The organism is Luteimonas sp. A649 (assembly GCF_054072735.1).
Map to the genome: position 1 here is coordinate 2,024,893 of NZ_JBSVRQ010000001.1, position 25,789 is coordinate 2,050,681.

At 70.7% G+C, this 25,789-nt stretch carries 26 protein-coding genes and 4 tRNA genes; 20 read left to right on the top strand and 10 right to left on the bottom strand.

Annotated elements, in window-relative coordinates; translation table 11 throughout:
• Window positions 1–14 precede the first annotated feature (14 nt).
• The gene (locus tag ACW5E8_RS09340; protein ID WP_456965167.1) at window positions 15–2,390 is read left to right on the top strand and encodes a DUF1631 family protein; all 2,376 of its coding nucleotides are present in this window, start codon (window positions 15–17) and stop codon (window positions 2,388–2,390) included.
• A gap of 62 nt (window positions 2,391–2,452) precedes the next feature.
• Window positions 2,453–3,547, top strand: coding sequence for an NAD(P) transhydrogenase subunit alpha (locus tag ACW5E8_RS09345; RefSeq protein ID WP_456965168.1), 1,095 nt, complete (start codon window positions 2,453–2,455; stop codon window positions 3,545–3,547).
• Between the two features lie 7 nt (window positions 3,548–3,554).
• Here the strand turns inward: ACW5E8_RS09345 and ACW5E8_RS09350 are convergent, their stop codons facing one another.
• Genes ACW5E8_RS09350 through ACW5E8_RS09360 form a run of 3 tightly spaced genes read right to left on the bottom strand, consistent with a single transcriptional unit; the run spans window position 3,555 to window position 4,947 of the window.
• Window positions 3,555–4,001, bottom strand: a complete 447-nt coding sequence (locus ACW5E8_RS09350; RefSeq protein ID WP_456965169.1) for a DUF3106 domain-containing protein — start codon at window positions 3,999–4,001, stop codon at window positions 3,555–3,557.
• Window positions 4,002–4,006: 5 nt separating this feature from the next.
• The gene (locus ACW5E8_RS09355) at window positions 4,007–4,390 is read right to left on the bottom strand and encodes a hypothetical protein (RefSeq protein ID WP_456965170.1); all 384 of its coding nucleotides are present in this window, start codon (window positions 4,388–4,390) and stop codon (window positions 4,007–4,009) included.
• Window positions 4,387–4,947, bottom strand: coding sequence for an RNA polymerase sigma factor (locus ACW5E8_RS09360; protein ID WP_456965171.1), 561 nt, complete (start codon window positions 4,945–4,947; stop codon window positions 4,387–4,389). Before ACW5E8_RS09360 ends, ACW5E8_RS09355 begins: the two co-directional genes overlap by 4 nt.
• Window positions 4,948–5,123: 176 nt before the next feature.
• Here ACW5E8_RS09360 and ACW5E8_RS09365 point away from each other — a divergent pair, with 176 nt between their 5' ends.
• On the top strand, window positions 5,124–5,438 hold the full coding sequence (locus tag ACW5E8_RS09365) for an NAD(P) transhydrogenase subunit alpha (RefSeq protein WP_456965172.1): 315 nt from the start codon (window positions 5,124–5,126) through the stop codon (window positions 5,436–5,438).
• Window positions 5,435–6,832 (top strand): NAD(P)(+) transhydrogenase (Re/Si-specific) subunit beta, encoded by a 1,398-nt coding sequence (locus tag ACW5E8_RS09370; RefSeq protein ID WP_456965173.1) that lies wholly within the window; start codon window positions 5,435–5,437, stop codon window positions 6,830–6,832. Before ACW5E8_RS09365 ends, ACW5E8_RS09370 begins: the two co-directional genes overlap by 4 nt.
• A 43-nt stretch (window positions 6,833–6,875) precedes the next feature.
• On the opposite strand, the gene ACW5E8_RS09375 is transcribed toward ACW5E8_RS09370, so the two are convergent.
• Window positions 6,876–7,283, bottom strand: coding sequence for a hypothetical protein (locus tag ACW5E8_RS09375; RefSeq protein ID WP_456965174.1), 408 nt, complete (start codon window positions 7,281–7,283; stop codon window positions 6,876–6,878).
• Window positions 7,284–7,371: 88 nt separating this feature from the next.
• Between ACW5E8_RS09375 and sufT the strand changes: the two genes are divergently transcribed.
• The 3 genes from sufT (at window position 7,372) to ACW5E8_RS09390 (ending at window position 11,721) form a co-directional block, all read left to right on the top strand.
• Window positions 7,372–7,923, top strand: a complete 552-nt coding sequence (gene sufT, locus ACW5E8_RS09380) for a putative Fe-S cluster assembly protein SufT (protein WP_456965175.1) — start codon at window positions 7,372–7,374, stop codon at window positions 7,921–7,923.
• A 265-nt stretch (window positions 7,924–8,188) separates the two neighbouring features.
• Entirely contained in the window at window positions 8,189–10,246 is a 2,058-nt protein-coding gene (locus ACW5E8_RS09385) for a S8 family peptidase (RefSeq protein ID WP_456965176.1), read from the top strand.
• 134 nt (window positions 10,247–10,380) lie between these two features.
• The gene (locus ACW5E8_RS09390; protein ID WP_456965177.1) at window positions 10,381–11,721 is read left to right on the top strand and encodes a M20/M25/M40 family metallo-hydrolase; all 1,341 of its coding nucleotides are present in this window, start codon (window positions 10,381–10,383) and stop codon (window positions 11,719–11,721) included.
• A 24-nt stretch (window positions 11,722–11,745) separates the two neighbouring features.
• On the opposite strand, the gene ACW5E8_RS09395 is transcribed toward ACW5E8_RS09390, so the two are convergent.
• The 3 genes from ACW5E8_RS09395 to wrbA are packed head-to-tail and all read right to left on the bottom strand — an operon-like array spanning window position 11,746 to window position 13,242.
• Entirely contained in the window at window positions 11,746–12,231 is a 486-nt protein-coding gene (locus tag ACW5E8_RS09395; RefSeq protein ID WP_456965178.1) for an asparaginase domain-containing protein, read from the bottom strand.
• A 58-nt stretch (window positions 12,232–12,289) separates the two neighbouring features.
• Complete coding sequence (locus ACW5E8_RS09400; protein WP_456965179.1) at window positions 12,290–12,652, bottom strand: DUF2069 domain-containing protein; 363 nt, start codon at window positions 12,650–12,652, stop codon at window positions 12,290–12,292.
• Window positions 12,652–13,242 (bottom strand): NAD(P)H:quinone oxidoreductase, encoded by a 591-nt coding sequence (gene wrbA, locus ACW5E8_RS09405; protein WP_456965180.1) that lies wholly within the window; start codon window positions 13,240–13,242, stop codon window positions 12,652–12,654. The genes ACW5E8_RS09400 and wrbA overlap by 1 nt, the downstream gene beginning before the upstream one ends.
• Window positions 13,243–13,319: 77 nt before the next feature.
• Here wrbA and ACW5E8_RS09410 point away from each other — a divergent pair, with 77 nt between their 5' ends.
• Together ACW5E8_RS09410 and ACW5E8_RS09415 are read left to right on the top strand one after the other, a co-directional pair.
• Window positions 13,320–14,588, top strand: a complete 1,269-nt coding sequence (locus ACW5E8_RS09410) for a YihY family inner membrane protein (protein ID WP_456965181.1) — start codon at window positions 13,320–13,322, stop codon at window positions 14,586–14,588.
• On the top strand, window positions 14,585–15,205 hold the full coding sequence (locus ACW5E8_RS09415) for a TlpA family protein disulfide reductase (protein ID WP_456965182.1): 621 nt from the start codon (window positions 14,585–14,587) through the stop codon (window positions 15,203–15,205). Before ACW5E8_RS09410 ends, ACW5E8_RS09415 begins: the two co-directional genes overlap by 4 nt.
• A gap of 18 nt (window positions 15,206–15,223) precedes the next feature.
• Here ACW5E8_RS09415 and ppk2 read toward each other — a convergent pair whose 3' ends face one another.
• From ppk2 to hemA, 3 genes are read right to left on the bottom strand one after another with little or no spacing between them, the layout of a single operon-like run.
• On the bottom strand, window positions 15,224–16,012 hold the full coding sequence (gene ppk2 / locus ACW5E8_RS09420; RefSeq protein ID WP_456965183.1) for a polyphosphate kinase 2: 789 nt from the start codon (window positions 16,010–16,012) through the stop codon (window positions 15,224–15,226).
• 19 nt (window positions 16,013–16,031) lie between these two features.
• The gene (gene prfA, locus ACW5E8_RS09425) at window positions 16,032–17,120 is read right to left on the bottom strand and encodes a peptide chain release factor 1 (RefSeq protein WP_456965184.1); all 1,089 of its coding nucleotides are present in this window, start codon (window positions 17,118–17,120) and stop codon (window positions 16,032–16,034) included.
• Window positions 17,098–18,408, bottom strand: a complete 1,311-nt coding sequence (hemA, locus tag ACW5E8_RS09430; protein ID WP_456965185.1) for a glutamyl-tRNA reductase — start codon at window positions 18,406–18,408, stop codon at window positions 17,098–17,100. Before hemA ends, prfA begins: the two co-directional genes overlap by 23 nt.
• A gap of 30 nt (window positions 18,409–18,438) precedes the next feature.
• Here hemA and ACW5E8_RS09435 point away from each other — a divergent pair, with 30 nt between their 5' ends.
• The 11 genes from ACW5E8_RS09435 (at window position 18,439) to ACW5E8_RS09485 (ending at window position 25,666) form a co-directional block, all read left to right on the top strand.
• Window positions 18,439–20,181 (top strand): tetratricopeptide repeat protein, encoded by a 1,743-nt coding sequence (locus ACW5E8_RS09435; protein WP_456965186.1) that lies wholly within the window; start codon window positions 18,439–18,441, stop codon window positions 20,179–20,181.
• The gene (gene lolB, locus ACW5E8_RS09440; RefSeq protein WP_456965187.1) at window positions 20,178–20,828 is read left to right on the top strand and encodes a lipoprotein insertase outer membrane protein LolB; all 651 of its coding nucleotides are present in this window, start codon (window positions 20,178–20,180) and stop codon (window positions 20,826–20,828) included. Before ACW5E8_RS09435 ends, lolB begins: the two co-directional genes overlap by 4 nt.
• The gene (gene ispE / locus ACW5E8_RS09445; protein WP_456965188.1) at window positions 20,825–21,724 is read left to right on the top strand and encodes a 4-(cytidine 5'-diphospho)-2-C-methyl-D-erythritol kinase; all 900 of its coding nucleotides are present in this window, start codon (window positions 20,825–20,827) and stop codon (window positions 21,722–21,724) included. The genes lolB and ispE overlap by 4 nt, the downstream gene beginning before the upstream one ends.
• Window positions 21,687–21,763, top strand: a tRNA-Gln gene (locus tag ACW5E8_RS09450). Before ispE ends, ACW5E8_RS09450 begins: the two co-directional genes overlap by 38 nt.
• 39 nt (window positions 21,764–21,802) lie before the next feature.
• Window positions 21,803–22,765 carry a ribose-phosphate diphosphokinase gene (locus tag ACW5E8_RS09455; protein WP_456965189.1) on the top strand — a complete coding sequence of 321 codons (963 nt, stop codon included), beginning with the start codon at window positions 21,803–21,805 and terminating at the stop codon, window positions 22,763–22,765.
• 107 nt (window positions 22,766–22,872) lie between these two features.
• Window positions 22,873–23,526, top strand: coding sequence for a 50S ribosomal protein L25/general stress protein Ctc (locus tag ACW5E8_RS09460; RefSeq protein ID WP_456965190.1), 654 nt, complete (start codon window positions 22,873–22,875; stop codon window positions 23,524–23,526).
• A 51-nt stretch (window positions 23,527–23,577) separates the two neighbouring features.
• Window positions 23,578–24,159 carry an aminoacyl-tRNA hydrolase gene (pth, locus tag ACW5E8_RS09465; RefSeq protein WP_456965191.1) on the top strand — a complete coding sequence of 194 codons (582 nt, stop codon included), beginning with the start codon at window positions 23,578–23,580 and terminating at the stop codon, window positions 24,157–24,159.
• Window positions 24,160–24,165: 6 nt separating this feature from the next.
• Window positions 24,166–25,257 carry a redox-regulated ATPase YchF gene (gene ychF, locus ACW5E8_RS09470; RefSeq protein WP_456965192.1) on the top strand — a complete coding sequence of 364 codons (1,092 nt, stop codon included), beginning with the start codon at window positions 24,166–24,168 and terminating at the stop codon, window positions 25,255–25,257.
• A 117-nt stretch (window positions 25,258–25,374) separates the two neighbouring features.
• Window positions 25,375–25,460 (top strand) — tRNA-Tyr (locus ACW5E8_RS09475).
• A gap of 13 nt (window positions 25,461–25,473) precedes the next feature.
• Window positions 25,474–25,547, top strand: a tRNA-Gly gene (locus ACW5E8_RS09480).
• A gap of 43 nt (window positions 25,548–25,590) precedes the next feature.
• Window positions 25,591–25,666 (top strand) — tRNA-Thr (locus ACW5E8_RS09485).
• Window positions 25,667–25,789 lie beyond the last annotated feature (123 nt).

The following is a 25,789-nucleotide window of genomic DNA, read 5'->3' on the forward strand; positions in this document are numbered from 1 at the left end:
CCCGCCAAGGCGGGATGCGCGATCCCGCCCGTCTGTTCGACGCCGTCAGGCGCGAAACGGTGACCGGGCTGGGGGGCGTGCTGTCGGGCTTCTGGGGCACGATCGAGGAGCAGGTGCGGCTGGAGGCCCTGGCCGGGCACGATTACAGCGGTGCGCAGGACGACCGCATGGCGGTGATGGCGCTGGGCCATCGCGCGCTGGAACTGGCCACCCGCTACCGGGAAGCACTGGAGCGCGAGTTCGATGCCTGGCGCAAGCCGGCCGTGGAGCACCTGGACGACAAGTCGCTGAGCCTCATGTCGGAAGGTGAGCTCGAGATCCATCTGGCAGGGCAGCACACCACCGAACTCCTTGACCACCAGTTCCTGCATCCGCTGGAACAGCTGGATGAGCGCATGCAGGCGCTCGCCGCTGCGCTGGGCGTGGAGGGCAGGCGCACGAACCCGGTACGCCCGGAAGCGGCGGTGGCCGCCTTCGTCAACCTGTTCGGCGCCGAGGACCTGACTCGCGGCCTGCGCCCGCTGGTGTTCAACCAGTTCGACAAGCGGCTCCCCGAAGTGCTGGGCGATCTTTACGAAAAGCTCAACGAAATGCTGGATGGCGCCGGCTTCGGCGTGCAGTCGGGTGGCAGCGGCGGGGCCGGACGCGGCGGGCGGGCCGTGGCACAGGGCAGCCCCGGCACCGACCGGCAGGGCGGTGTCACGGCCCAGGCCGGCGCAGGCCCGGGCGCCGAGGCTGGTTGGGTTCCCGAAGGTGGCACCGTGGAACACCTGGGGCAGTCCCTGGGCGGTGGCGCGCGCGAAGGCAGCGTCGGCCGGTCGGTGGCCGGGACCGGGGCGGGCGGTGGCAGGATGGGGGGCGGCATCGGCGCCTCCATCGCGGCCAGCGCGCAGCACGCCGCGGCCGCGGGCCAGCCGCCGCGCTACCGCGACGTGGTCCGCGAGCAGCTCGCGCACTGGCGTGCCGCAGGCGTGGACATCGCAGCCGAAGGCGGTGCCGCGGAGGCGTCGTCCGGCCTGGGGGAGGGCCTGCCGGCGGGCGTCACGGTGCTGCGCACCGAGGACCTGCTCAACGTCGCGCAGATCCTGCAGGGCGATGACTCCGCCCCGTACGCACGCGCGCTGGCCGCCAGCGATGCCCGCGAACTCACCCGCGTCATGCGCGAAGCCATCCTGGGCGGCCTGCGCCAGCTCGGCCTGGATGCCGATGCCACCCATTTCAGCGTCGACGAGGAAGACGCGATCGACCTGGTGGGCATGCTTTTCAGCTCGATCAACGACGCCAACGACCTCGAGGACCGCGGCCGTGACTTCTTCGGTCGCCTGGTGGTGCCCTACCTGAAGGTGGCGCTGACCGACGATTCCATGTTCAACCGCCGCAGCCACCCGGCGCGGCGCCTGCTCGACGTGTTGACCGAAGCCTGCGACGGCAACGCCGGCGAGACGCCGCAGGACCGCGAGACCCTCGACCGCGCCGAGCGCGCGGTCGACCGCGTGGTCGAGGAATACGACGACGACCAGGCCATCTTCGAGCTGGCTTCCAGCGAGCTTCGCGACCAGCTTGAACAGCAGCGGCGTCGCACCGATCTTGCCGAGAAGCGCGCGGCCGAAGCTATCCACGGCCGTGAACGCCTGCAGCAGGCGCGCGCGCATGCCGCCGAGCTCGTTGCCTCGCGGCTGTCCGAGCGCGCGTTGACCGCGCCGGTCGCCCAGTTCCTCGACCGCCACTGGCGCCACCACCTCACCCAGGCCTGGCTGCGCGACGGTCCCGGTACCGCACGCCACCACCAGGCCATCGCCCTGGGCGATGCCATGGTCCAGGTGGACGCCGATGCCGCCCAGGCCCGCGGCCGCGTGGTCGCCGAGCAGCTGCTCGCGCTGCAGGTCCCCCTGGGCGAGTGCTATTCGAGCTGCGGCATGGACGCCACCGCCGCTCGCGACGCGATGGCCCGGATCATCTCCGCGCTCGGCCTGCCCGACGCCGCGCGCAAGGTGCACCGTCCGGAGGCGCCGGCAGACGAGGTCGAAGGCGGCGCGGACGATTCGCCCGCTCTTGCGGGCCTGCAGCTGGCGGGCGGCACCGACACTCTCGATTTCGATCCCGAGGTCGCCACGCGCATGCGCCGGCTCAGGGTCGGGCAGGGCCTGCGCCTGATCGATGGTGACGGCCACGACACCGCTGCCCGGATCGCCTGGGTCAGCCCGCTGACAGGCCGTTTCCTGGTGGTGAACCGCCGCGGCGCGCGCAGGATGGTGGTCTCGCCGGAAGAGCTGACGGCCCTGATGGCCGCCGGCCGGGTGGTGGTGCGGTCCAATGACGCCCCCTTCGACGAGGCCATGCGCCAGGTCTGGCAGCACCTCAATCCGAAGCAGCAGGCGAACGAGCGCTGACCCGCATCGCACGCCGTCGGCGCTTTCGCTAGGATGGCCGAAGCACAAACCGGGGAGCGGGCATGGCAGTGAGCATAGGCGTGGCGCGCGAATTCGCGCCTGGCGAACGACGGGTCGCCCTGACCCCGGAAACCTGCAGGAAGCTGGTGGCCGCCGGCGCCACGGTGGCGATCGAGCGCGGCCTTGGTGTGTTCGCCCACTTCCCCGACGAGGCCTATGCGACCGCCGGAGCGACCCTGGTCGACGACGCCTCCGCAGCCCTGTCCGGCGCCGACCTGGTGCTCTGCGTTCAGTCGCCTCCCCCTGATGTGCTCGCGATCTTGCGCGAAGGCGCGGCCATCATCGGCCAGCTGCAGCCCGAGGCCGATCCGGCGCGTGCCGCGGCGATCCGCGCGCGCGGCCTGGTCGCATTTCCCCTTGAACGCCTGCCGCGCACCACGCGCGCCCAGGCGATGGACGTGCTCAGCTCGCAGGCGGGCATGGCCGGCTACAAGGCGGTGCTGATCGCCGCCCAGCTGGCGCCGCGCTTCTTCCCGATGCTCACCACGGCGGCCGGCACCATCCGGCCTTCGAAGGTGCTGGTGATCGGTGCCGGCGTGGCCGGCTTGCAGGCGGTCGCCACCGCGCGCCGCCTGGGTGCGCAGGTCGAATGTTTCGACGTGCGGCCTGAAACGCGCGAACAGATCGAGTCCCTGGGCGGGCGCTTCCTCGACCTGGGGGTCAGCGCAGCGGGCGAGGGCGGCTACGCGCGCGCGCTGACCGATGAGGAGCGTGCCGAGCAGCAGCGTCGCCTGGGCGAACACCTGCGCGGCATCGACGCCATCGTCTGCACCGCCGCGGTCCCGGGGCGGCCGGCGCCGCGGATCATCACCGGGGGCATGGTCGGGGGCATGGCCCCGGGAAGCGTGATAGTCGACCTCGCCGCCGAAACCGGCGGCAACTGCGAACTGACGCGCCCCGGGGACACCGTGGACGCCGGCGGCGTCACCATCGCCGGGCCGCTCGACCTCGCCAGCAGCGGCGCGCTGCACGCGAGCGAGATGTTCTCGCGCAACGTGTTCAATTTCGCCAGCCTGCTGGTCTCCGATGGCACGCTCGCCTTCGACTGGGACGATGAGTTGCTGGCGAAGACGGTGTGGCCGCCGCGCGAGGGCTGAGCCGGGTTCAGCGGTCCCCGGGAGCCTTGGGCGGAGCCGGGTTGGCCTTGACCCAGGCCCGGCGCTGTTCCGGAGTCATCCCGCGCCACTCCGCGCGCAGGGCCTCACGTTCGGCCTCCGGCAAGGTCCGCAGCCGGGCGTAAAGCGCACGCATCGCCTCGCGCTTGTCCGGATCCATCTGCTGCCAGCGCTCGGCGCCGCGGCGGGCCCGTTCGCGCTGCTCGGGCGCCATCTGCTGCCAGCGCTCGGCGTGGGCCAGCATGCGCGCGCGCTTTTCCGGGTGGTCGTTCCAGCGCTGGCGCATGGGGGCCACCAGCGCCAGGCGCTGGGCTTCGGTGAGCTGGTCCCAGCCCGGCAGCGGCGCGGCGCTGTCGGTGGACTGGGCGGCGGCCGGCAGTGCGAAGGCCAGGGCGAGCAGCAGGGCGGTGATCGATCGGATGCGGATGTTCGGCATGGTCCTCACTCCATGGCCAGGATCTGGCTGTCCTGGGCGGCGAGCCACAGGTACAGGTCGGGGTCTTCCTCGAGTGCGGCGAAGCCCGCGTCGTAGCTGCCCGCCTCGACGGCCTCGGCCACCGCGGCCAACGTGGGTACGGGATCGCCGGTAGCGGGAAGTGGCTCCAGGCCGGGTTGGCGCAGGCCGATCGCGAGCGCGAACACCGCCGCGCAGGCCGCAGCCACCCACCATCCGGCGCCGTGCCGGCCCGGGCGCGCAGGCGCTTTCGCCGCGTTTTCGCGACGGATGCGCAGCGCGTACAGCGTGCGTGGCGGAACCTGTTCGACCGCGCGCGCGTGCAGCGCCCGCATGTCGTGGTCGAAATCGTCTTGGCGGGTGTTGCTCATCGAAAATCCTCCAGTCGCTTCTGCAGCGCGTCGCGCGCACGCGACAGGTGTGTCTTGACCGAGCCTTCGCTGCAGCCCATGACGCGGGCGGTCGTCGCCACGTCGAGCTCTTCCAGCACGCGCAGGCCGAAGGCCTCGCGCTGCCGCCGGGGCAGGTCGCGCAGCGCGGCGACCAGCTGGCCCCAGGCCTCCTGGCCATCGTGTGCGCGGGACGGGTCCGGCCCGGCATCGGCCCATTCCACGCCGGCTTCCTGGCGCTCATCGGCGGAGGTCATCCAGCCCAGGCGAAGGGTCCGCCGCCGCTGCGCGTCGACGATGCGGCTGCGCAGGATGGTCCAGAACAGCGGCGTCCATTCGTCCGCCGGCCGCTCGCGGTAGCCGAGCATCTTCACCATCGCGTCCTGCACCGCGTCGAGCGCGTCCTCGCGGTGGCGCAGGCCGGCCTCGGCGAAGCGGTAGGCGCGCGCGGCGATCCCGTCGAGGAAGGCCTCGAGGGTCTGGGCTCCCGCCGCCGGGATGGGCGACGAAGAGGCCTGGGTGGCGGCGTCCGCGGGCATGACCTCCAGCATAGCCACCCCCGGGCCGTCGCGATGTACCTGCAAGCTGCCGTCCATACCGCTCGCGTCGATGGGGTCGTGGAAGACAACGCACCCGGCGGCAACCGGTTGACACAGCGGTGGCGGTGGCGTCCCGGGCGGTTATGATCGGCGTGGGCTGTCCGGGGAGAGCGCGTGTGGGCGATGGATTCGTTGCGCTGTACATCTTCATGCTGGCGGCGATCGCCGGCCACGTGATCATTTCGCGGGTGCCGGTGATCCTGCACACGCCGCTGATGTCGGGATCCAACTTCATCCACGGCATCGTGCTGATCGGCGCGATGGTGGTGCTGGGGCACGCCGACACCACCCTGGAGAAGGCGATCGGCTTCGTGGCCGTGCTGATGGGCGCGGGCAACGCCGCGGGTGGCTACGTCGTCACCGAGCGCATGCTCGAGATGTTCAAGCCCAGCGACAAGAACAAGAACAAGGGCAAGGGAGGCGGCGCATGAGCGGCGCGGAGATCCTGATGCTGGTCATCAAGTCCAGCTATCTCGTGGCCGCCACCCTGTTCCTGCTTGGCCTGCAGCGCATGGCGTCGCCGCGCACCGCGCGCAGCGGCATCCAGTGGGCGGGCGTGGGCATGGTGCTGGCGACCGCCGTCACCTTCCTCATTCCGGGGCTGCAGAACATCGCGCTGATGGTCGTGGCGCTGGTGCTCGGCACGGTGCTCGCCTGGGTGTCGGGAAAGCGCGTCGCGATCACCGACATGCCGCAGATGGTGGCGCTGTACAACGGCCTCGGCGGCGGTTCGGCCGCGGCCATCGGCGCGGTCGAGCTGCTGCGCTGGTCGGCGTCTGGCCAGGCGCCCGGCCAGACGGCCCTGGTGCTGGCGGTACTGGGCGCGCTGATCGGCTCGGTGGCGCTGTCGGGCTCGATCATCGCCTGGGCCAAGCTCGATGGGCGCATGGACAAGCGCTACACCTTCCCGGGCATGCAGGTCTTCAACGCCGTGGTGTTCCTGGCCGCGCTCGTGCTGGGCGGCATGGTGGTGCACTCGCTGGGGGTGCCGCTGGTGGCGGCTTTCTTCGTGGTCGCGCTGGCGCTGGGCGTGCTGATGACGCTGCCCATCGGCGGCGCCGACATGCCGGTGGTGATCTCGCTGTACAACGCCCTGACCGGCCTGGCCGTGGCCTTCGAAGGCTATGTGCTCGGCAACGAGGCGCTGATCATCGCCGGCATGATGGTCGGTGCGGCCGGCATCCTGCTGACCCGGCTGATGGCCAAGGCGATGAACCGTTCGATCGGCAGCGTGCTGTTCTCGAACTTCGGTACCACCGGCGAGGCGGCGGAGATCACCGGCAGCCAGAAGCCGATCGAGGCCGCCGACGTCGCGGCGATGATGGCCTACGCCGAGCGCGTGGTGATCGTGCCCGGCTACGGCATGGCCGTGGCCCAGGCGCAGCACAAGATCTGGGAGCTGAGCCAGCGCCTGATCGAGCGCGGGGTGAAGGTGAAGTTCGCCATCCACCCGGTGGCCGGACGCATGCCGGGCCATATGAACGTGCTGCTGGCCGAGGCCGGCGTGCCCTACGACCTGATCGTCGACATGGACGACGTCAATCCCGAGTTCAAGAACACCGACGTCAGCCTGGTGATCGGCGCCAACGACGTGGTCAATCCGGTGGCCAAGACCGATCCGGCCAGCCCGATCTACGGCATGCCGATCCTGGACGTGGTGGAGTCGAAAAACACCATCGTGATCAAGCGCGGCAAGGGCAAGGGCTTTGCCGGCATCGAAAACGCGCTGTTCTACGCCGACAACGCGCGCATGCTCTACGGCGACGGCGCGGAGATGGCCAGCGCCCTGGTGAGCGAACTCAAGGCACTCGACGGCGGCCACTGAGCCGCCGGCCGAACCGTCGATCGAGCCAGCGCGCCGGAGCGGATCAGCGGCTGCAGACCGCCGCCACGACCAGTCCTGCCGCCAGCCATGCGAGGTCGGTGGCGTCGTTGGCCAGGCGGACCAGCAGCCAAGCGTGCTCCATCCCGAGCTTGCCCATCGACGCCCAGGGCGTCAGGCCGATCATGCGGCCGATCTCGTTGGCGGCGATGCCCCAGTTCGCCAGCGCGATCGCCAGCAGCGTGGCCAGCACGCCGCAGGCCGCACGCATCGCCCCGGGCCGCACCCCGCCCATGCGCAGTAGCAGGGCTGCGTCCAGCGCCGCGAGCACCGCCATCCAGTTGCACTGGCTGCGGGTGGCCTGGGACACGAGCACCCAGGCGGCGGCAATGCCGATGCTTCCGGCCAGCACCAGTGCCAGCGCCAGTGCGGGCCGGGATCGGGATGGGGGCATGGAACGCTGCACCTTCAGGGCGGGACAGGATAGCGTCACGGCGGGCGGTAGAATGGAGCCCCTGCATCGAGATCGCCGCGAGCCCCCCATGTATTCCCGCAACAGTGAACCCGTTCGCCTGGACCGCGACTGCGACGCGGTGCTCGTGCCGCAGGGCGACGAGGTCACCCTGCCTGCGGGCAGCGTCGGCTACATCACCCAGGCGCTGGGTGGCAGCTTCACGGTCTTCGTCGAAGGCAACCTGTTCCGCATCGCCGGCCGGGACGCCGATGCCATCGGCAAGGAGCCGCCGGAAGCCCTGCAGCTGGACGAGGGCGCGGACGACGCCGCGGTCGAACGGCTGGTGTGGTCGCAGATGCGCACCTGCTTCGACCCCGAGATCCCGATCAACATCGTCGACCTCGGCCTGGTCTACGAGGCCAACGTCATCCATCGCGAGGACGGCAACCGCCAGGTCGAGGTACGCATGACCCTGACCGCGCCCGGCTGCGGCATGGGCGACATCCTGGTGGATGACGTGCGCAGCAAGATCGAGATGATCCCGACCGTGGTCGAGGCCGACGTCGAACTGGTGTTCGACCCGCCGTGGACGCGGCACATGATGTCCGAGGCCGCGCGCCTGGAAACCGGGATGTTCTGATCCCGGCGGCGGGCGCAAGGCCCATCGTTCCTGTTTCGACAGGGCAATTGTCGGAACCGTGATGGAGGGCACGGGTTGGGGCGCCACTGCGCCCGGTTCCCGCTTGCATGGCTGCGAAGGTGTCGCTTAGCGTCACTTTGCGGACCAAAAGTGTCAGTCCGCCCATGTCGGCGGATGCCAGGAACGGGGGGGGGATCCCGGAACGGCCGCCACCGGCGCTTCGCCGCCTCGTGCGGCATTCGATACCGTTCCGGGAAACCCACTCATGACCGACGCACCGCTCCGCCGCGCGCGCATCAACGCACTCGCGCTCGCCACCACCGTGGCCCTGTCTTCCCTCGTCGTCGCGCCGGCATTCGCGGCCGAACGCATCAACCTCAGCGGCCTGCAGGCATCCGCGCAGCACGACCGCTTCATCATCAAGTACGTCGACGGCAGCCCGGAGCAGGCAAGCGCGAAGGAGCGCGATGCCGCACTCAGGGCGGCCGCAGGCGTGGTGCCGGCCGGCATCCGCGGCGCACCGCTGGCGCTGCGCCACGAGCGCCGCATGGCGGTGGGGGCGGAGGTCATCTCCACCAACCGCAAGCTCGACCGCGTCGAGGCAGAGAGCCTGATGCGGCAGATCGCGGCCAACCCGAACGTGGAGTACGTCGAGGTCGACAAGCTCAACAAGCTTGTCCTGACTCCCAACGACACGAATTTCGGCCAGCAGTGGGGCTACGGCACCGGCGCCGGCGGCATCCGCGCAACCCAGGCCTGGGACACCACGAGCGGCTCCGGCACGGTGGTCGCGGTGCTCGACACCGGCATCACCAACCACAGCGACCTCAACGCCAACGTGCTGCCGGGCTATGACTTCATCTCCACGGCCTCGGTGGGCGGCGACGGCAACGGCCGCGACAACGATCCGAGCGACCCCGGCGACTACTCCGGCGGCTATGCCTCGAGCTGGCACGGCACCCACGTCGCCGGCACCGTGGCCGCGGTGACCAACAACGCCAAGGGCGTGGCCGGCACCGCCTACGGCGCGAAGATCGTCCCGGTGCGCGTGCTCGGCCGCGGCGGCGGCTACGACTCCGACATCGCCGACGCCGTGATCTGGGCGTCGGGCGGCTCGGTCAGCGGCGTGCCCGCCAATGCCAACCCGGCCGAGGCGATCAACCTCAGCCTGGGCGGGTCGGGAAGCTGCGGCAGCGCCATGCAGAGCGCGATCAACGGCGCGGTCGGCCGCGGCTCCACCATCGTCATCGCCGCCGGCAACAGCAATGCCAACACCTCGGGCTTCTCTCCGGCGAACTGCAGCAACGTGATCGCGGTGGGCTCGATCACGAGCACGGGTGCGCGCTCGAGCTTCTCCAACTACGGTGCCATCGTCGACATCGCGGCCCCGGGCTCGGACATCTATTCCACGCTCAACACCGGCAGCCAGGGGCCCGGCAGCGAGAGCTATGCCAGCTACAGCGGTACGTCGATGGCGGCGCCCCACGTGGCCGGCGTGGTGGCGCTGATCCAGTCGGTATCGAACCCGGCCAAGACCCCGGCGCAGGTCGAGGCCTTGATCAAGAGCACGGCGCGCGCGTTTCCGTCGACGCCTTCGCAACCGATCGGTGCCGGCATCCTCAACGCCAAGGCCGCCGTCGATGCGGCCAGCGGCGGCGGTCCCGGTGATCCGGGCGATCCGGGCGGCAACGAGCTGCAGAACGGCACGCCCGTCACCGGCGTGTCCGGTGCCGCCGGCAGCGCGCAGTACTGGACGATCACGGTCCCGTCGGGCGCCACCAACCTGACCATCGCCACCGGCGGCGGCGGCTCCGGCGACGCCGACCTGTACGTGCGCCGCGGCTCGCAGCCGACCACGTCGACCTACGACTGCCGCCCCTATCGTTCGGGCAACGCGGAGAGCTGCAGCTTCACCAACCCGCAAGCCGGGACCTGGCACGTGATGGTGCGTGGTTACTCGGCGTTCTCGGGCATCACCCTCACCGGCAGCTACACCGTCGGCGGGGGAGGCGGGGGCAACCAGCTGCAGAACGGGGTCCCGGTGACCGGCCTGTCGGGTGCAGCGGCGAGCGAACGCCGCTACACGATCCAGGTGCCGGCGGGCCGCAGCCAGCTGCGCCTGCAGATGTCCGGCGGGACCGGCGACGCCGACCTGTACCTGCGCCAGGGCTCGGCGCCGACCACCACGACCTACACCTGCCGGCCCTACCTGACCGGCAACAACGAGACCTGCACCATCAACAGTCCGGCCGCGGGGACCTGGCACGTCCTCGTGCGCGGTTACAGCACCTACTCGGGGGTGTCGGTGGTCGGCACGTACTGAGCGCAGTCGCGCGACCGGCGGCGGGCGGGGCAACCCGTCCGCCGTTTTGCGTTTTGACGTCGCCGACAGGCGCGCGCCGGACCGCGACGGCGTGCAATGATCGCGGGCGCGAACAACCGGCAAGGGAGAGGGCAATGAAGATCCGCGACATGGCGAAGTCCGTCGCCGCCACCGGGCTGCTGCTTGCGGGTGCGGCCGCTGCGGCGCACGACCACGGCGTGCCGAGCGTCGATCCGATGGCGCCGGTGCACGTCGTCGCCGAACGCACGACCTTCGAAGCGGCGCTGCGCGACTTCAGCGGCCAGGTCCTGCCGAGGCGCGACGCACTGGGCCGGCAGCTGGTCCTGGCCAGCATGCGCGAGCACCAGCTCGAGGACCTCAGTCGCCACGTGCACGAAGTCGAGCGCCGCTGCGGCGGCTACTTCGCCTTCGCCACGCGCGCCGAGGCCGAGGCCTTCGTGGCGTCGGACACCGCACAGCGCGGACTCAGGGCAGCGCTTCCCGCCTACACCATCCAACACCAGGCCCTGGTCAACCGTTGGTTGCCGCAGGTGTCGGAGCCGGCGCTGCGGGCGACCATCCAGCACCTGTCCACCGCCTGGCCCAACCGTTATTTCAGCAGCATCCACGGCCATGCCGCCCCGGTGTGGATCCGCGACCACTGGCTGTCGCTGGCCGCGGGGCGCAGCGACGTCACTGCCGAGCTGTTCACCGCCTGCAACAACTGCGGGGGCCAGCCCTCGGTGATCCTCACCATCCAGGGCACCGACCTCGCCGACGAGATCGTGGTGCTGGGAGGCCACCTGGACTCCATCTCCAGCTCCGGATCAGGCAACGCCATGAACGCGCCGGGCGCCGATGACGATGCGTCCGGCATCGCCACGCTCACCGAGGTGCTGCGCATCGCCATGGCCGAGGGCTATCGCCCGCGCCGCACGGTGATGTTCATGGGCTATTCGGCCGAGGAGGTCGGGCTGCGCGGTTCGCGCGCCATCGCCCAGCGCTTCGCGACGGAGGGCCGGAACGTGGTCGGCGTGCTGCAGATGGACATGACGAACTACCGTTCCCCGGGCTCGACCACCGACATCCGGGTCATGGGCGACAACTCGCATCCGCAGCTGGTCCAGTTCCTGAAGGACCTGTTCGATGCCTATCTGCTGCCGCTGGGCTACACCCGCGGCGACTCGACCTGCGGGTATGCCTGCTCCGACCACGCTTCGTGGACCCAAGCCGGGTTCCCGGCGGCGATGTATGACGAGGGCCCGTTCTTCCAGCTGCTGCACACGCCCAACGACACGCTGGCCAACCTCGGCGGCAACGCCCAGCACGCGACCATCATCGCCCGCCTGGGGCTGGCGTTCATGGGCGAACTGGGCGGGGAAATGAGGGCGCGCTGGCGCCCGCCGGCCAGGCCCCCCGGCAGCACGCCGCCCTCGGACGAGCCGCGCACCCGGCGGCCCACGCCGCGACCCTGAGGCCGCGCCGCGTGGTACCCGGGCTCAGGCCGCTTCGAAGCGGTTCGCGGCCACGTTCTTGCGCACGGTGAGCGGATCCCAGATGCGCCCGTTCATGGCGATGTAGACGCCCGGCGGCAGCGACTGCACGGCACCCACCGCGGTGCCGACGTTGAATTCCGCATCCGAGCCGCGGAAGCGCGCCGGGTTGAGCGCGCCGGTGAGGATGATGGTGCGGTCGTCGAGCGATGCCAGCGCCTTCGCGGTCTCGACCATGGTGTCGGTGCCGTGGGTGACCAGCACGTGGCGGGCCTGCTGGGCGGCGATGGTGGCCCGCAGCAGCTCGCGGTCGGCATCGTCGATATGCAGCGAGTCCTTGCGCAGGATCGGGATCACGCGGAAGCGGAACGCCACGCCGAGCTCCTCGAGGATCCGTCCGATCTGCGGCTCGCCCACCTGGAAGTCCGACTTGTCGTCGAAATAGACCTTGTCGATCGTGCCGCCGGTAGTGACGATCAGCAGTTCTTCCATCGCGTGTTCCTCTATGCGCCAGTCGTGGCCCCGCGCGGTGCGCGGGCGGATGCGCATTCTAGTCTTTCGCGCGTGCCTGCCCTTCGCGCCGCCCACGGAAACGCCCGCGCAGGCCGGGCCAGCTCGAAGCGCAGACGATGCCCAGCGCCAATGCCACCTCGGCCAGCGCGAAGCCGCGGCCCTCGGCGCGCTCCCAGGCCAGCATCACGCCATGGCAGAACCAGCCCAGGGCCAGGACCCCGGCCCAGAACGGGGCCGTGCGCCGTAGCGCTAGGACGCCGACCGCCAGCAGCAGCGGCGGCAGGGAGAACACCGCCAGCGCCTGCAGGTAGCGCGCATCGCCGGCGAACCAGACTGCAAACAGCGCTGCCAGCGCCAACAGAAGGACCGCCAGTACGCGTTGCGAGGTGGCCAGCGCCATCAGCCCAGCCTCTTCGCGAGCAGTGCGATGCGGCGACCCAGCGCGCGCGCCAGCTTCGATTCCTCGTCGCTGGGCGTCGGATCGTTGTCGCCGCCGGCCACGTGGCTGGCGCCGTAAGGCGTGCCGCCGCTGCGCGTGGCCGAGAGCCCGGGTTCGGTGAAGGGGATGCCTGCGATCACGCAGCCGTGGTGCAGCAGCGGCAGCATCATCGTCAGCAGGGTCGACTCCTGGCCGCCGTGCATGGTCGCGGTGGACGTGAACACCGCCGCCGGCTTGCCGACGAGCGTGCCGCTGGCCCACTCGCTGCCCAGGCCGTCGATGAAATGCTTCAGGGGCGCGGCCATGTTGCCGAAGCGCGTGGGGCTGCCCAGCAGCAGCCCGGCGCATTCGGCGAGGTCGCGGCTTTCGACGTAGGGCGCACCGTCTTCGGGCACGGGCGGCGCCGCGATGGTGGTGACCGGCGCCACGGGCGGCACCGTGCGCAGTCGCGCCGACATGCCCTCGACTTCGCCGACGCCGCGTGCCACCTGGCGCGCGAGCGCGGCGACGGAGCCGCCGCGGCTGTAGTACAGGACCAGGATCTCGGCCATGGGTTCTCCTCCGGGGCGGCAAGCATAGCCGCAGCCGCCAGGGCGCGGCGGCGGCGCGATCGGTTAACCTCGCGTCGATGGAGCCACTGGATTCGCTCAACCGCTGGGGCGAGCGCCTGCGCGATCGCGCGCGCGCCGTGACGTTCGCGCGCTTCCTGTGGCGGCGCTTCCTCGACGACCGCCTGTTCGAAGCCGCGGGCGCGCTGTCGTTCACCACCACCTTCGCCCTGGTGCCGCTGTCGATGGTGGTGTTCGGCGTGCTGTCGGCGTTCCCGGTGTTCGAGGAGTGGCGCGACCTGCTGAGCGAGTTCATCTTCGCCAACTTCGTTCCAAGCTCGGCGCAGGGCGTGCGCGACTGGCTGCTGTCGTTTTCGGAGAACACCGGCAAGCTCACCGCGGTGGGCGTGATCGCGCTGGTGGTCTCGGTGCTGGTCACGCTGTTCGGGATCGAGTCGGCCTTCAACCGCGTCTGGCGGGTGCATACCGCGCGTCCGCAGTTTTCGCGCTTCCTGGTGTACTGGACCGTGCTCACCCTGGGCGCGCTGGTGGCGGCAGCCAGCCTGTCGGTGCTGGGCCGGATCTTCGCGCTGGAGGTGTTCCGCACCGGCGCCGGGCAGTGGCTGCAGTCGGCGATGCTCGACGCGACGCCCGTGGTGATCGAACTGCTGGCCTTCGCCCTGATCTACCGCGTGGTGCCGCATCGCACGGTGCACTGGCGGCACGCCTTCGCCGGTGCCGTGGTAGCGGTGGTGCTGCTGGAAATCGGCCGCCGGCTGATCGGCATCTACCTGGGCAGCTTCAATGCCTACCAGAACATCTACGGCGCGGTGGCCTTCGTGCCGATCTTCCTGCTGTGGCTGTATTTCGGCTGGGTGAGCATCCTGCTGGGCGCGTCGTTTGCGGCCTCGGTCTCGGCCTTCCGCTACCAGCCCGCGCACCTGCGGCTGCCGCAGGGCTACGAGATCTACGCGATGCTGCGTCTGCTGGCCCGGTTCCGCGAGGCCCGCGCCCAGGGCAGCGGCCTGCACAGCGAAGAGATCCTCGACTGCGAGCCGGTGCTCACCGATGCGCTGGTGCAGGAGACGCTGGCCCAGCTGGCGTCGATCAACGTGGTGCGACGCGCGGAGACCGGCGAATGGCTGCTCGCGCGCGACCTCGACACGCTCAGCCTGGCCGAGCTCTACGAGGCCGGCCAGCTGCGCATCCCGATCGCCGAGGCGCATCTGCCCGGTGCCGACGACGCCCGCGGCGCCGCGGTGATCGCCACCATCGACCAGCTGCGCCTGCCGCTACGCGACCTGCTCCGTCGCCGCGTCGGCGACTGCCTTGACCCGCCCGGGGAATGAACATGCATTTTCGCCATGGCCTTGCCGCCTGCCTCGTGCTCCTGGTCCTTGCCGCGTGCCAGCGGGAGGACGCGCGGTCGCCGTCGGCAGCCGACCCCGTCGCCACGCAGGAGGCCGGCGCGGGCGATGCCGGTGACGAAGCACGCAGGTCGACCGGGGGCGCTGCAGCCGCTGCAGACCAAGGCGGCGCCGAGTTCCCCACCTTGGTGGTGACGACCCTCGACGGCGCCCGCTACGACCTCGCCGATCGCCGCGGCCGCTGGGTGGTGGTGAACTTCTGGGCGACCTGGTGCGCGCCGTGCCTGAAGGAGATGCCGGAGCTGTCCGCGCTCGACGCCATGCGCGAGCACGTGGAGGTCATCGGCCTGGCCTACGAGGACACCGATGCGGAAACGCTGCGCATGTTCCTGGAAGCGCGCCCGGTGGTCTATCCGGTGGCGATCGTCGATGTCTACGACCCGCCGCGTGATTTCCCCACCCCGCGCGGACTGCCGCTGACCTGCCTGGTGGCACCGGACGGGCGCCTGGTGAAGACCTTCCTCGGTCCGGTCACCGCGGCCGAGCTGGAACAGGCGATCGCCGACGCCGGCGGACCCGCTCCGGGGCAGCCCGGCTGAGCGACGCCGGACGAGCGTTCATTCGTCGTCGTCGATGGTGTAGGGCGGGATCGGTTCCAGCACGCCGTAGCGCTCCTTGAGCGGCTTGCCCGGCAGCGGCGGGAATTCCGGATGGACCTCCGGCACCGCCACGTCGGGCAGCCGGTCGAGCAGGTCCCGGATCAACGCCAGCCGCCCCGACTTCTGGTGGTTGTAGTCGACCAGGGTCCAGGGCGCGTGCTGCGTATGCGTGGCCTCGAGCATCGCCTCGCGGGCGCGGGTGTAGTCGTCGTAGCGCAGCCGCGCCTCGCGGTCGATCGGCGACAGCTTCCAGGCCTTCAGCGGATCCTCGAGGCGCTCGGCGAAGCGCTCCTCCTGCTGGGCCTGGTCACAGCACAGCCAATACTTGAACAGGCGGATGCCATCGTCGACCAGCAGCTTCTCGAACGCTGGCGCCTGCGCCAGGAACGCCTCGACCTGGGCGTCGGTGGCGAAGCCCATCACCTTCTCGACGCCGGCGCGGTTGTACCAGCTGCGGTCGAACAGCACGATCTCGCCCGCGGTCGGAAGGTGCGGGACATAGCGCTGGAAGTACCACTGTCCCTGCTCGTCCTCGCTTGGCTTGGGCAGGGCGGCCACCCGGTACTGGCGGGTGTCGAGGTGCTCGGTGATGGCCTTGGCGGTGCCGCCCTTGCCGGCGGTGTCGCGGCCTTCGAGCACGATGACGATGCGTTGGCCGCGATGCCGCACCCAGCGCGCCATGGCGACCAGTTCGTGCTGCAGCGCTTCCAGTTCCTGGTCGTAGGCCTTGCCCTTGATCTTCGCCATCGCGCCTTGCTCCGTGTGATCAGGCGGCCTGTCCGGACAGCCGTGCCAGTTCGTCGGCCTGGTGCTCGCGGGTCAGCCGGTCCACCAACCCATCGAGCGCGCCATCCATGACGTTGGGCAGGTCGTACAAGGTCAGCCCCTCGACGCGATGGTCGGTGATCCGGCCCTGCGGGTAGTTGTAGGTGCGGATGCGCTGGCTGCGGTCGCCGCTGCCGACCTGCAGCTTGCGGCTGGCTGCGGTGGCCGCGGCGCGGCGCTCGGCCTCGGCCTGGGCCAGGGTCGCGCGCAGCCGCTTCATGGCCTTGTCGCGGTTGGCGTGCTGCGAGCGCTCGGTCTGCGATTCCACCACCACGCCGCTGGGCAGGTGGGTGATGCGGATCGCGGAGTCGGTCTTGTTGACGTGCTGGCCGCCGGCGCCGGACGAGCGGAAGGTGTCCACGCGCAGGTCGGCTGGGTTGATCTCGATCGGCTCGCTCTCGTCCTCGACCGGGATGATCGCGACGGTGGCCGCGGAGGTGTGGATGCGGCCTTGGGACTCGGTTTCCGGCACGCGCTGCACGCGATGGGTGCCGGATTCGAACTTGAGCCGGGCGTAGGCGCCCGCGCCCTCGATGCGGGCGACGGCCTCGCGGAAGCCGCCGTGCTCGCCCGGGGTCGACGATTCGATCTCCACCCGCCAGCCCTGGCGCTCGGCATGGCGGGCGTACATGCGCAGCAGGTCGCCGGCGAAGATCGCGGCTTCGTCGCCGCCGGTGCCGGCGCGGACCTCCAGGTAGATGCCGCCGTCGTCGCGCGCGTCGCGCGGCACCAGCAGGGCCATGAGGGTGTCGTCGAGTTCGGCCAGGCGCGCGGTGACGGCCTCGACTTCGTCTTCCGCCAGTTCGCGGAGCTCCGGGTCGGCCCGCATTGCTTCCGCGGCCTCGAGGTCGGCGCGCGCGCGCGCCTCGTCGGCGAGTGCGGCGGCCAGCGGCTCGAGGCCCGCGAACTCGCGCGACAGCGCCCTGAACTTCGCCTGGTCGGATGCGACCGAAGGTTCGGACAGCAGGCGTTCGAGTTCGTCGCGCCGCTCGGCCAGCGCCTCGAGCTTACGGCGCAGCGTCGGCAGCATCGTCGTCGTCCCTGGCGGCGGCGGGTGCAGGGTCGTCCGCCGGCAGCATGCGCGTGACCGCGTCGAGCAGGGCGGCGTCGCCGCTGGCCGCGGCTTCGCGCAGGGCCGCGGTGGGTGGATGCAGCAGGCGGTTGGTGAGCGTGTGCGCGAGGAATTCAAGCACGGCGTCGGGCGACTGCCCGGACGCCAGCTGCTGGCGCGCGCGCTCCAGCACGTCGGCGCGCACCGCGTCACCGTGGGCGCGCAGGCGCTTGATCGGCCCGCTGCGCGCGCCGGTGGCCTGCTGGCGCGCGTACTGGGCCACCTGCAGGTCGATGATGGATTCGGCGGCGTCGGCGGCTTCGCGGCGGTTGCGGCGGTTGTCTTCGACCGCGCGTTCGAGATCGTCGACGGAGTAGAGATAGGCATCGCGCACGTCGCCGACCTCGGGCTCGATGTCGCGCGGCACGGCGAGGTCGAGCAGCAGCATCGGCCGCTGGCGGCGCGCCGACAGCGCGGCTTCGACGTGGGCACGGCGGATCACCGGCTCGCGGCTGGCCGTGGCCGAGAACACGATGTCGGCCAGGTGCAGGTGGTGCTGCAGTTCTTCCAGCGGCAGGGCGGTGCCGCCGTGGCGGTGCGCCAGCGCTTCGGCGTGGCGATAGGTGCGATTGGCGATGATCAATTGCTTGACGTTCGCCGCCGCCAGGTGGCGCGCGGCCAGCTCGATGGTCTCGCCGGCGCCCACCAGCAGCGCGACCGAATCCTCCGGCCGCGCGAAGCTGTCCTGTACCAGACGCACGGCCATCGAGGCCATCGACACCGGGCTGTTGCCGATGCGGGTCTCGGTACGCGCGCGCTTGGCGGTAACGAAGGCGTGCTGGAACAGGCGGTCGAGATGGCCGCCAAGCGTGCCGGCGCCGCGCGCGGCCGACCAGGCCTGCTTCACCTGGCCCAGGATCTGGGGTTCGCCCAGCACCATCGAGTCCAGGCCGGTGGCAACCCGGAACAGGTGGCGCGCGGCGGCGTCGTCGGCGTGGCGGTACAGGTAGGCCTGCAGCGAGCTGGCGTCGCCGATCGGATCGTCGGGGTGGGTGGCCAGCCAGTTCACCAGGGCGCGGCCGTCGTCGTCGGCCACCGCGTAGAGCTCGGTGCGGTTGCAGGTCGACAGCAGCGCCACCTCGCGCACGCCGGGCAGGGCGCGCAGGTCGGCCAGCGCGCGCTGCAGCCGGTCGTCGGCAAAGGCCACCCGTTCGCGCAGTTCGACGGGCGCGGTCTGGTGGTTCAGGCCGATGGCGACAAGGCTCATGGGTTCAGGTGCTTGCGATAAAGTGCTGGCATGACACGGCGACATTTTACGGTGCCCGGGCACCGCGCGTCCCGGACGCCCCCAGCGGGGCGCCGGAATCCTGTGTTGCGGCTCGCGGTGCCGCTGGCGGTGGCGCTGTGCCTGGCGGTTTCCGCGCCGGCTTCGGCCAGTGAATCCGGCGATGCCGGGCCGCTGCGGGAGGTCATGGCGGCCGAGTTCGCGGTATCGGCCGGGCGCCTGGATGAGGCGGTCGACTGGTACCTGCAGGCCGCGCGGGCAGCACCGGATGATGCGGCGCTGGCCGCCCGCGCCACGCGCTACGCGCTGATGGGCCGGGATGACCGCGCGCTGAAGGAAGCCCTGGGCCTGTGGCGCAAGCGCGCCCCTGAAACGCTCGCCATGCAGGCGGCAGGCGCCACCTTGGCGCTGCGCACCGGCAAGGAACGCGCGGCGCGACGCGAGCTCGAATCCCTGCTGCGCGACGGCGGCGCCCGCGGCTGGCTGTCGGCGTTTGCCGTGCTCGGCACCGGCAGCCGCGATCCCGCGCTGTCGGCGCGGGTGCTGGGCCAGCTGTTCGACCGCGACGCCCTGCCCACCGAGCCCATGGCGCTGTCGGCCGCTGGACAGCTGGCGCTGGGCCTGGGCGACGACGCGCTGTTCGGGCGCATCGACGCGGTCGCGCGCGATCGCCATCCCGACGACCCGGTCATGGGCCTGCTGCGCGTGCGCCACCTGCACCGGACTGGCCACAGCGTCGAGGCCCGCGGGATGCTTGATGCGCTGGCGGTCGAAGATGCGCTGGCGGCGCCTCGCATCCGCGAGCAGGTGGCCCTCACCTATGCCGAGCTTGGCGACCCGGCTGCCGGCGCGGCGCTCCTGCATGCCGACCCTGCGGCCGGGGGCGACCTGGCCCAGGTGGCGCTGCGCGCTTCGCTGCTGGCCGAGGCCGACGACAAGGTCGCACTGGCCGCGCTCTACGCCGGCCTGGCCCAGGGCGCCGAAGTGCCGAATCCCGCGCGGCGGCTGCTGCTCGGGCAGGTGGCCGAGTTCCTGGAGCGCCCGGGCGAGGCCCTGGACTGGTACCGCAGCGTCCCCGGCGGCGAGCAGCGTGCCACCGCGCGGCTGCGCGTGACCAAGGTGCTGCACGACCTCGATCGCGGCGACGAGGCCTACGAAGCGCTGCACGCCCTGCAACAGGATGCCGACGCCGACGGGCGCCTGCGTCGCGACGCCTACCTGATGGAATCCGAGCTGCGTCGCGAGGACGGCGACGATGCCGCCGAACTCGACGCGCTGGCGCGCGGGCTGGCCGCGTTCGCCGACGAGCCGGCGCTCCTGTATTCGCGCGCCCTGATGTGGGAGCGCCGCGACGACATCCCGCGTGCCGAGGCCGACCTGCGCCGCATCCTGGTCGCCGACCCGGACAGCACCGCCGCCCTCAACGCCCTGGGCTACACGCTTGCCGACCGCACCGACCGCTACGAAGAGGCGCTGGAGCTGATCGAGCGGGCGCGCATCGCGGAGCCCACCAACGCCGCCATCATCGACAGCTACGGCTGGGTGCTGCACCGCCTGGGCCGCCACGAAGAGGCGCTGGTCGAGTTGCGCCGCGCCTTCGTGCTGGAGAAGGACGCCGAGATCGCTTCCCATGTCGGCACCGTGCTCTGGCAGCTGGGCCGGCGCGACGAGGCGATGGAGTGGTTTGAACAGGCCCGCGGCATCGACCCGGAAAACCGGGCGCTGCGCCGGGCCATGGAGGAGATCGGCATATGACGCCATTGCGGTTCCTGTTCGCGCTGGCCTGCGCAGGCGCGCTTGGCGCCTGTGCCACGCGGCCGCTGCCCCCGGTCGCGCCGCCGGTGCTCGACGCCGCCGACCGGGTCCGTGCCGAGACCCTGCAGGCCGGGCGCGCACAGGCGCTGGCCGCGATTCCGTCATGGGCCCTGACCGGTCGCGCCGCCATCACCCGCAGCGGCAAGGGCGGCAGCGGCCGGATCGAGTGGCGGCAGGAGGGCGACACCTTCGCGGTCGCGCTGGCCGCACCCGTGACCCGCCAGAGCTGGCGGCTTGCGGTCGACGCCGGCGGCGCGCGGCTCGAAGGCCTGGAAGGTGGGGCCCGCACCGGTCCCGACGGCCAGGCGCTGCTCTACGAGGCGACGGGGCTCGAGGTGCCGGTGGACGCGCTGGGCGCCTGGCTGCGGGGCCTGCCTGCCGACGAGGCCGTGCACGGTCCGGCGCGGCTGGCGTTTGGCGACGACCTGCTGCCGCTGCGCCTGGAGCAGGCCGGGTGGAGCATCGACTTCCGCGCCTGGCGTACGGCCGACGGCAACCTGCCGGCGCTGCCGCAGCGCGTCGACGCCCGTCGTGGAGACGCCAGCGTACGCCTGGTGGTGGACGAGTGGGGCAGGGCAGGCCAGTGACCGGGGCCGCCTGGTCGGCCTGGCCAGCACCGGCCAAGCTCAACCTCTTCCTGCGCATCACCGGGCGCCGCGCGGACGGCTATCACGCGCTGCAGACCGTGTTCAGGATCCTGGACTGGGGCGATACGGTGCATCTGCGCCCGCGTTCAGATGGCCGGATCGTCCGTCACGGTGATGACCTCGCCGCAGTACCGGAAGCCGCGGATCTTACGATGCGTGCAGCCAATGCGCTGAAAACGTCGTTCAATGTCGGCGAAGGTGTCGATATCCGCGTTGAAAAGCGGGTTCCCGCCGGTGGTGGCTTCGGGGGCGGCTCCTCGGACGCCGCCACGGTCCTGGTCGCGCTGGACGCCATCTGGGGCCTGGGGGCCGGGGCGGGCACGCTGGCCGCCATCGGCGCCGGTCTTGGCGCAGATGTCCCGGTGTTCGTTCATGGCCACAACGCCTGGGCCGAAGGCGTGGGGGAGCAGCTGCTGCCGATGGAGCTTCCGCCGGCCTGGTACCTGGTCGCCGATCCCGGCATCCACGTCCCGACGGCGGCCCTGTTCCAAACCTCTGAATTGACGAGGGATGCCGCGCCCGCGACAATAGCCGACTTCGCTTCGGGTGCTTCGCTCGGCAACGTGTTCGAGCCGGTATTGCGTCGCCTGGAACCAGCCGTCGAGGCCGCGTTCCAGGCACTTTCGCAGGCCGGCACGCCACGCCTGACCGGGACGGGCAGCGGTTGCTTCGTCGAGTTCGCTGCGCGCGAGCCCGCCGAGGCCGCGCTCGCCGGACTGCCGCAAGGGCTTCGTGCCCGCGTGGTGGCCGGCGCGTCGCGCTCACCGCTGCTTGATGCACTTGCGGCCTGGTCACCGCAGGGGCGTCGCCAAGTGGCCCAAGGCACCGGGTTTTGATCCCGGCATTCGCAGGTTCGAATCCTGCCGCCCCTGCCAAATGCGTTCATCGTCGCAAGCGTCCAGCGGAGTAGTCCCGTGAAAAAAGAAGATGGCAACCTGCTGATCTTCTCCGGCAATGCCAATCGACCGCTCGCCCTCGCCGTGTGCCGCGAGCTTGGCGTGCGCCCGGGCAAGGCGCTGGTGTCCACGTTCTCCGACGGCGAGGTGCAGGTCGAGATCGAAGAGAACGTGCGCCGCCAGGATGTCTTCGTGGTGCAGTCCACCTGCGCCCCGACGGCCGAACACCTGATGGAGCTGCTGGCCCTGATCGACGCGCTCAAGCGCGCCTCGGTCAGCAGCGTGACCGCGGTGGTGCCGTACTTCGGCTACGCCCGGCAGGACCGCCGCATGCGCTCCTCGCGGGTCCCGATCACGGCCAAGCTGGCGGCGCGCATGTTCACCGCCGCGGGTGCGGACGGCCTGCTGACCATCGACCTCCACGCCGACCAGATCCAGGGCTTCTTCGACATCCCGGTCGACAACGTCTACGCCTCGCCGCTGCTGCTGGCCGACATCTGGCGCGCTCACGGCACCGACAACATGGTCGTGGTCAGCCCGGACGTGGGCGGCGTGGTGCGCGCACGGGCCATCGCCAAGCGCCTGGACGACGCCGACCTCGCGATCATCGACAAGCGCCGCCCGAAGGCCAACGTGGCCACGGTGATGAACATCATCGGCGACGTCGCCGGCAAGACCTGCGTGCTGGTCGACGACATCGTCGACACCGCCGGCACCCTGTGCGCGGCCGCCGCGGCGCTGAAGGCCCAGGGCGCGACCAAGGTCGTTGCCTACTGCACCCATCCGGTGCTGTCGGGCGCGGCGATCGACAACGTGAACGGCTCCCAGCTCGACGAACTGGTGGTCACTGATACCATTCCGCTGTCGCAGGCAGCCCGCGAGTGCGGCCGCATCCGCCAGCTCAGCGTCGCCGAACTGCTGGCCGAGACCATCCGCCGCATCGCCTTCGGCGAGTCGGTGAGCTCTCTCTACGTGGACTGAAGCCCCTTCGGGCGCGGTCCGATCCGTTTCAACATCGGCTTCCCTGGTCGCGGGGGAGTCACCATCCCGCCGCGAGGCGGATTACCCAAGCAAGTGAGCAAACAACAATGAGCACGAACAAGATCACGGCCGCCAGCCGCAAGGACGAGGGGAAGGGTGCGAGCCGCCGCCTGCGTCACGCCGGCAAGGTCCCGGCCGTCGTTTACGGCGGCGACAGCGCCCCGCAGAGCATCCAGCTCGACCAGGAAAAGACCTGGGTCGCCAGCCAGCACGAGTGGTTCTATTCCTCGATCATGGACCTCGAAGTCGATGGCAAGGTGCAGCGCGTGCTCCTGCGTGACATGCAGCGCCATCCGTACCGCCAGCTGATCATGCACCTGGACTTCCAGCGCGTGAGCGAGAACGTGGCCATCCGCGTCAACGTCCCGCTGCACCTGGTGAACGCCGAGACCTCGCCGGCCGGCAAGACCGCGGGCGTGGTGCTGACCCAGGAGCTCAACGAGGTCGAAGTGACCTGTCTCCCGGGCAAGCTGCCGGAGTCGATCGAAGTCGACCTGGCCAACATGCAGATGGGCGACACCGTCCACCTGTCCGACCTGGTGATGCCCGAGGGCGTCGAGCTGGTCGCCAAGATCGACGAGGAGCACAACCCCGCCGTCGCCGTGGCCCGCCACGCGCGCGTCGAGGCCGAGCCCGAGGCTGACGAGGCCGCCGCCGGTGGCGACGTTCCCGCGGCCAAGCAGGACGCCGAGGAGAAGTAAGGCGCACCGCGCCGGCGCTCCGATCCGCGGGCGCCGGCCGGCGTCGACCCGATGGACGGCCTCCGACTCATCGTCGGGCTGGGCAATCCCGGCACCGAGCACGCACGGACCCGGCACAATGCCGGGTTCCGTTTTGTCGACGCCCTGGCGGAGCGCGAGGGCGAACGCTTCAAGGTCGACGGCAAGCTTTTCGGCGAAACCGCGAAAGTGCGGATCGCCGGCCAGGAGGCGTGGCTGCTCAGGCCCGCCACCTTCATGAACCTCAGCGGCAAATCGGTGGTCGCGGCACTGCGCTTCTGGAAGATCGAGCCGGAGCAGGCGCTGCTGGTCCACGATGAGCTGGATCTCCCGCCGGGCACCGCCCGGCTCAAGTTCGACGGTGGCCACGGCGGCCAGAACGGGTTGCGCGACACCATGCGCCTGCTCGGCCACGGCCGTTTCCACCGCCTGCGCGTCGGCATCGGCCATCCCGGGCACAAGGACCGGGTGACCGGCTGGGTGCTGGGGCGTCCGTCGCCGGACGACGACATCCTCATCGGGCGCGCCATCGACGACGCGCTCGACGTGCTGCCGCTGGCCATGGCCGGCGATTTCAACGAAGCCATGAAGCGGCTGCACACCAACAGGACCTGACACACCATGGGCATCACATGCGGCATCGTCGGCCTGCCGAACGTCGGCAAGTCGACCCTCTTCAACGCGTTGACCCGGGCGGGCATCGCCGCGGCCAACTTCCCGTTCTGCACGATCGAGCCCAACGTCGGCGTGGTCCCGGTGCCGGATCCGCGCCTGAATGCGCTGTCGGAGATCGTCAAGCCGCAGAAGTGCATCCCGACCGCGGTGGAGTTCGTCGACATCGCCGGCCTGGTGGCCGGCGCCGCCAGCGGCGAGGGCCTGGGCAACAAGTTCCTCGCCCACATCCGCGAGGTCGATGCGATCTGCCACGTGGTGCGCTGCTTCGAGAACCCCGACGTCATCCACGTCAACAACAAGGTCGACCCGATCGCGGACATCGACACCATCGATACCGAGCTGGCGCTGGCCGACCTGGAATCGGTCGACAAGGCCCTGCAGCGCGCCGAGCGCTCGGCCAAGACCGGCGACAAGGACGCCAAGGCGCGGGTCGAGGTGCTGGCGCGGGTGCGCGCCGCGCTGGACGCCGGCACCCCGGCGCGGGCGATGGGCCTGTCCGAGGACGACCGCGCGGCCGTGCGCGACCTGTTCCTGCTGACGCTCAAGCCGGTGATGTACGTCGCCAACGTGCTCGAGGACGGGTTCGAGGACAATGCGCACCTGGACGCCGTGCGCGCCCGGGCGGCGGGTGAGGGCGCCGAAGTAGTGCCGGTCTCGGCCGCGATCGAGGAAGAGCTCAGCGAGCTCGAAGACGCCGACCGCGACGCGTTCCTGGAAAGCCTGGGCCTCGAGGAGCCGGGCCTGAATCGGGTCATCCGCGCGGCCTACCTCCTGCTTGGCCTGCAGACCTACTTCACCGCCGGGGTGAAGGAAGTCCGCGCGTGGACGGTCAGGGCCGGCTCCACCGCGCCGCAGGCGGCCGCGGTGATCCACACCGACTTCGAAAAGGGTTTCATACGCGCCGAAACCATCGGCTACGACGACTTCATCCGCTACAAGGGCGAAGCCGGCGCGCGCGAGGCCGGGCGGCTGCGCCTGGAGGGCAAGGAATACCGCGTGCAGGAAGGCGACGTCCTGCATTTCCGCTTCAACGTGTGAGTCCGCGGGGTGGCCGGCGCGTCCGGAGGCCACCCGACGGCATGAAAGAGATCGCAGGCGTTGACAGTCGCGATCGGGACCGTCAAAATCGCGGGCTGTTTCACCGGTTTGTGTGCTGGAGGGATACCCAAGCGGCCAACGGGGGCAGACTGTAAATCTGCTGGCTTACGCCTTCGGTGGTTCGAATCCACCTCCCTCCACCAGTACATCCCCGGCGCGGGAGTAGTTCAACGGTAGAACCTCAGCCTTCCAAGCTGATGGTGCGGGTTCGATTCCCGTCTCCCGCTCCACCGCGGGGTATCATTGGAACCGCGGCGCCAGGGCACAACTCACGCTCACGTAGCTCAGTCGGTAGAGCACCTCCTTGGTAAGGAGGAGGTCACTGGTTCGATTCCAGTCGTGAGCACCATCTTCGGGTCGCAGCACCACGCGCGGCCCTCCATCCAACCGTTCAACGAGATACGCAATCATGGCCAAGGGTAAGTTCGAGCGCACCAAGCCCCACGTGAACGTGGGCACGATCGGTCACGTG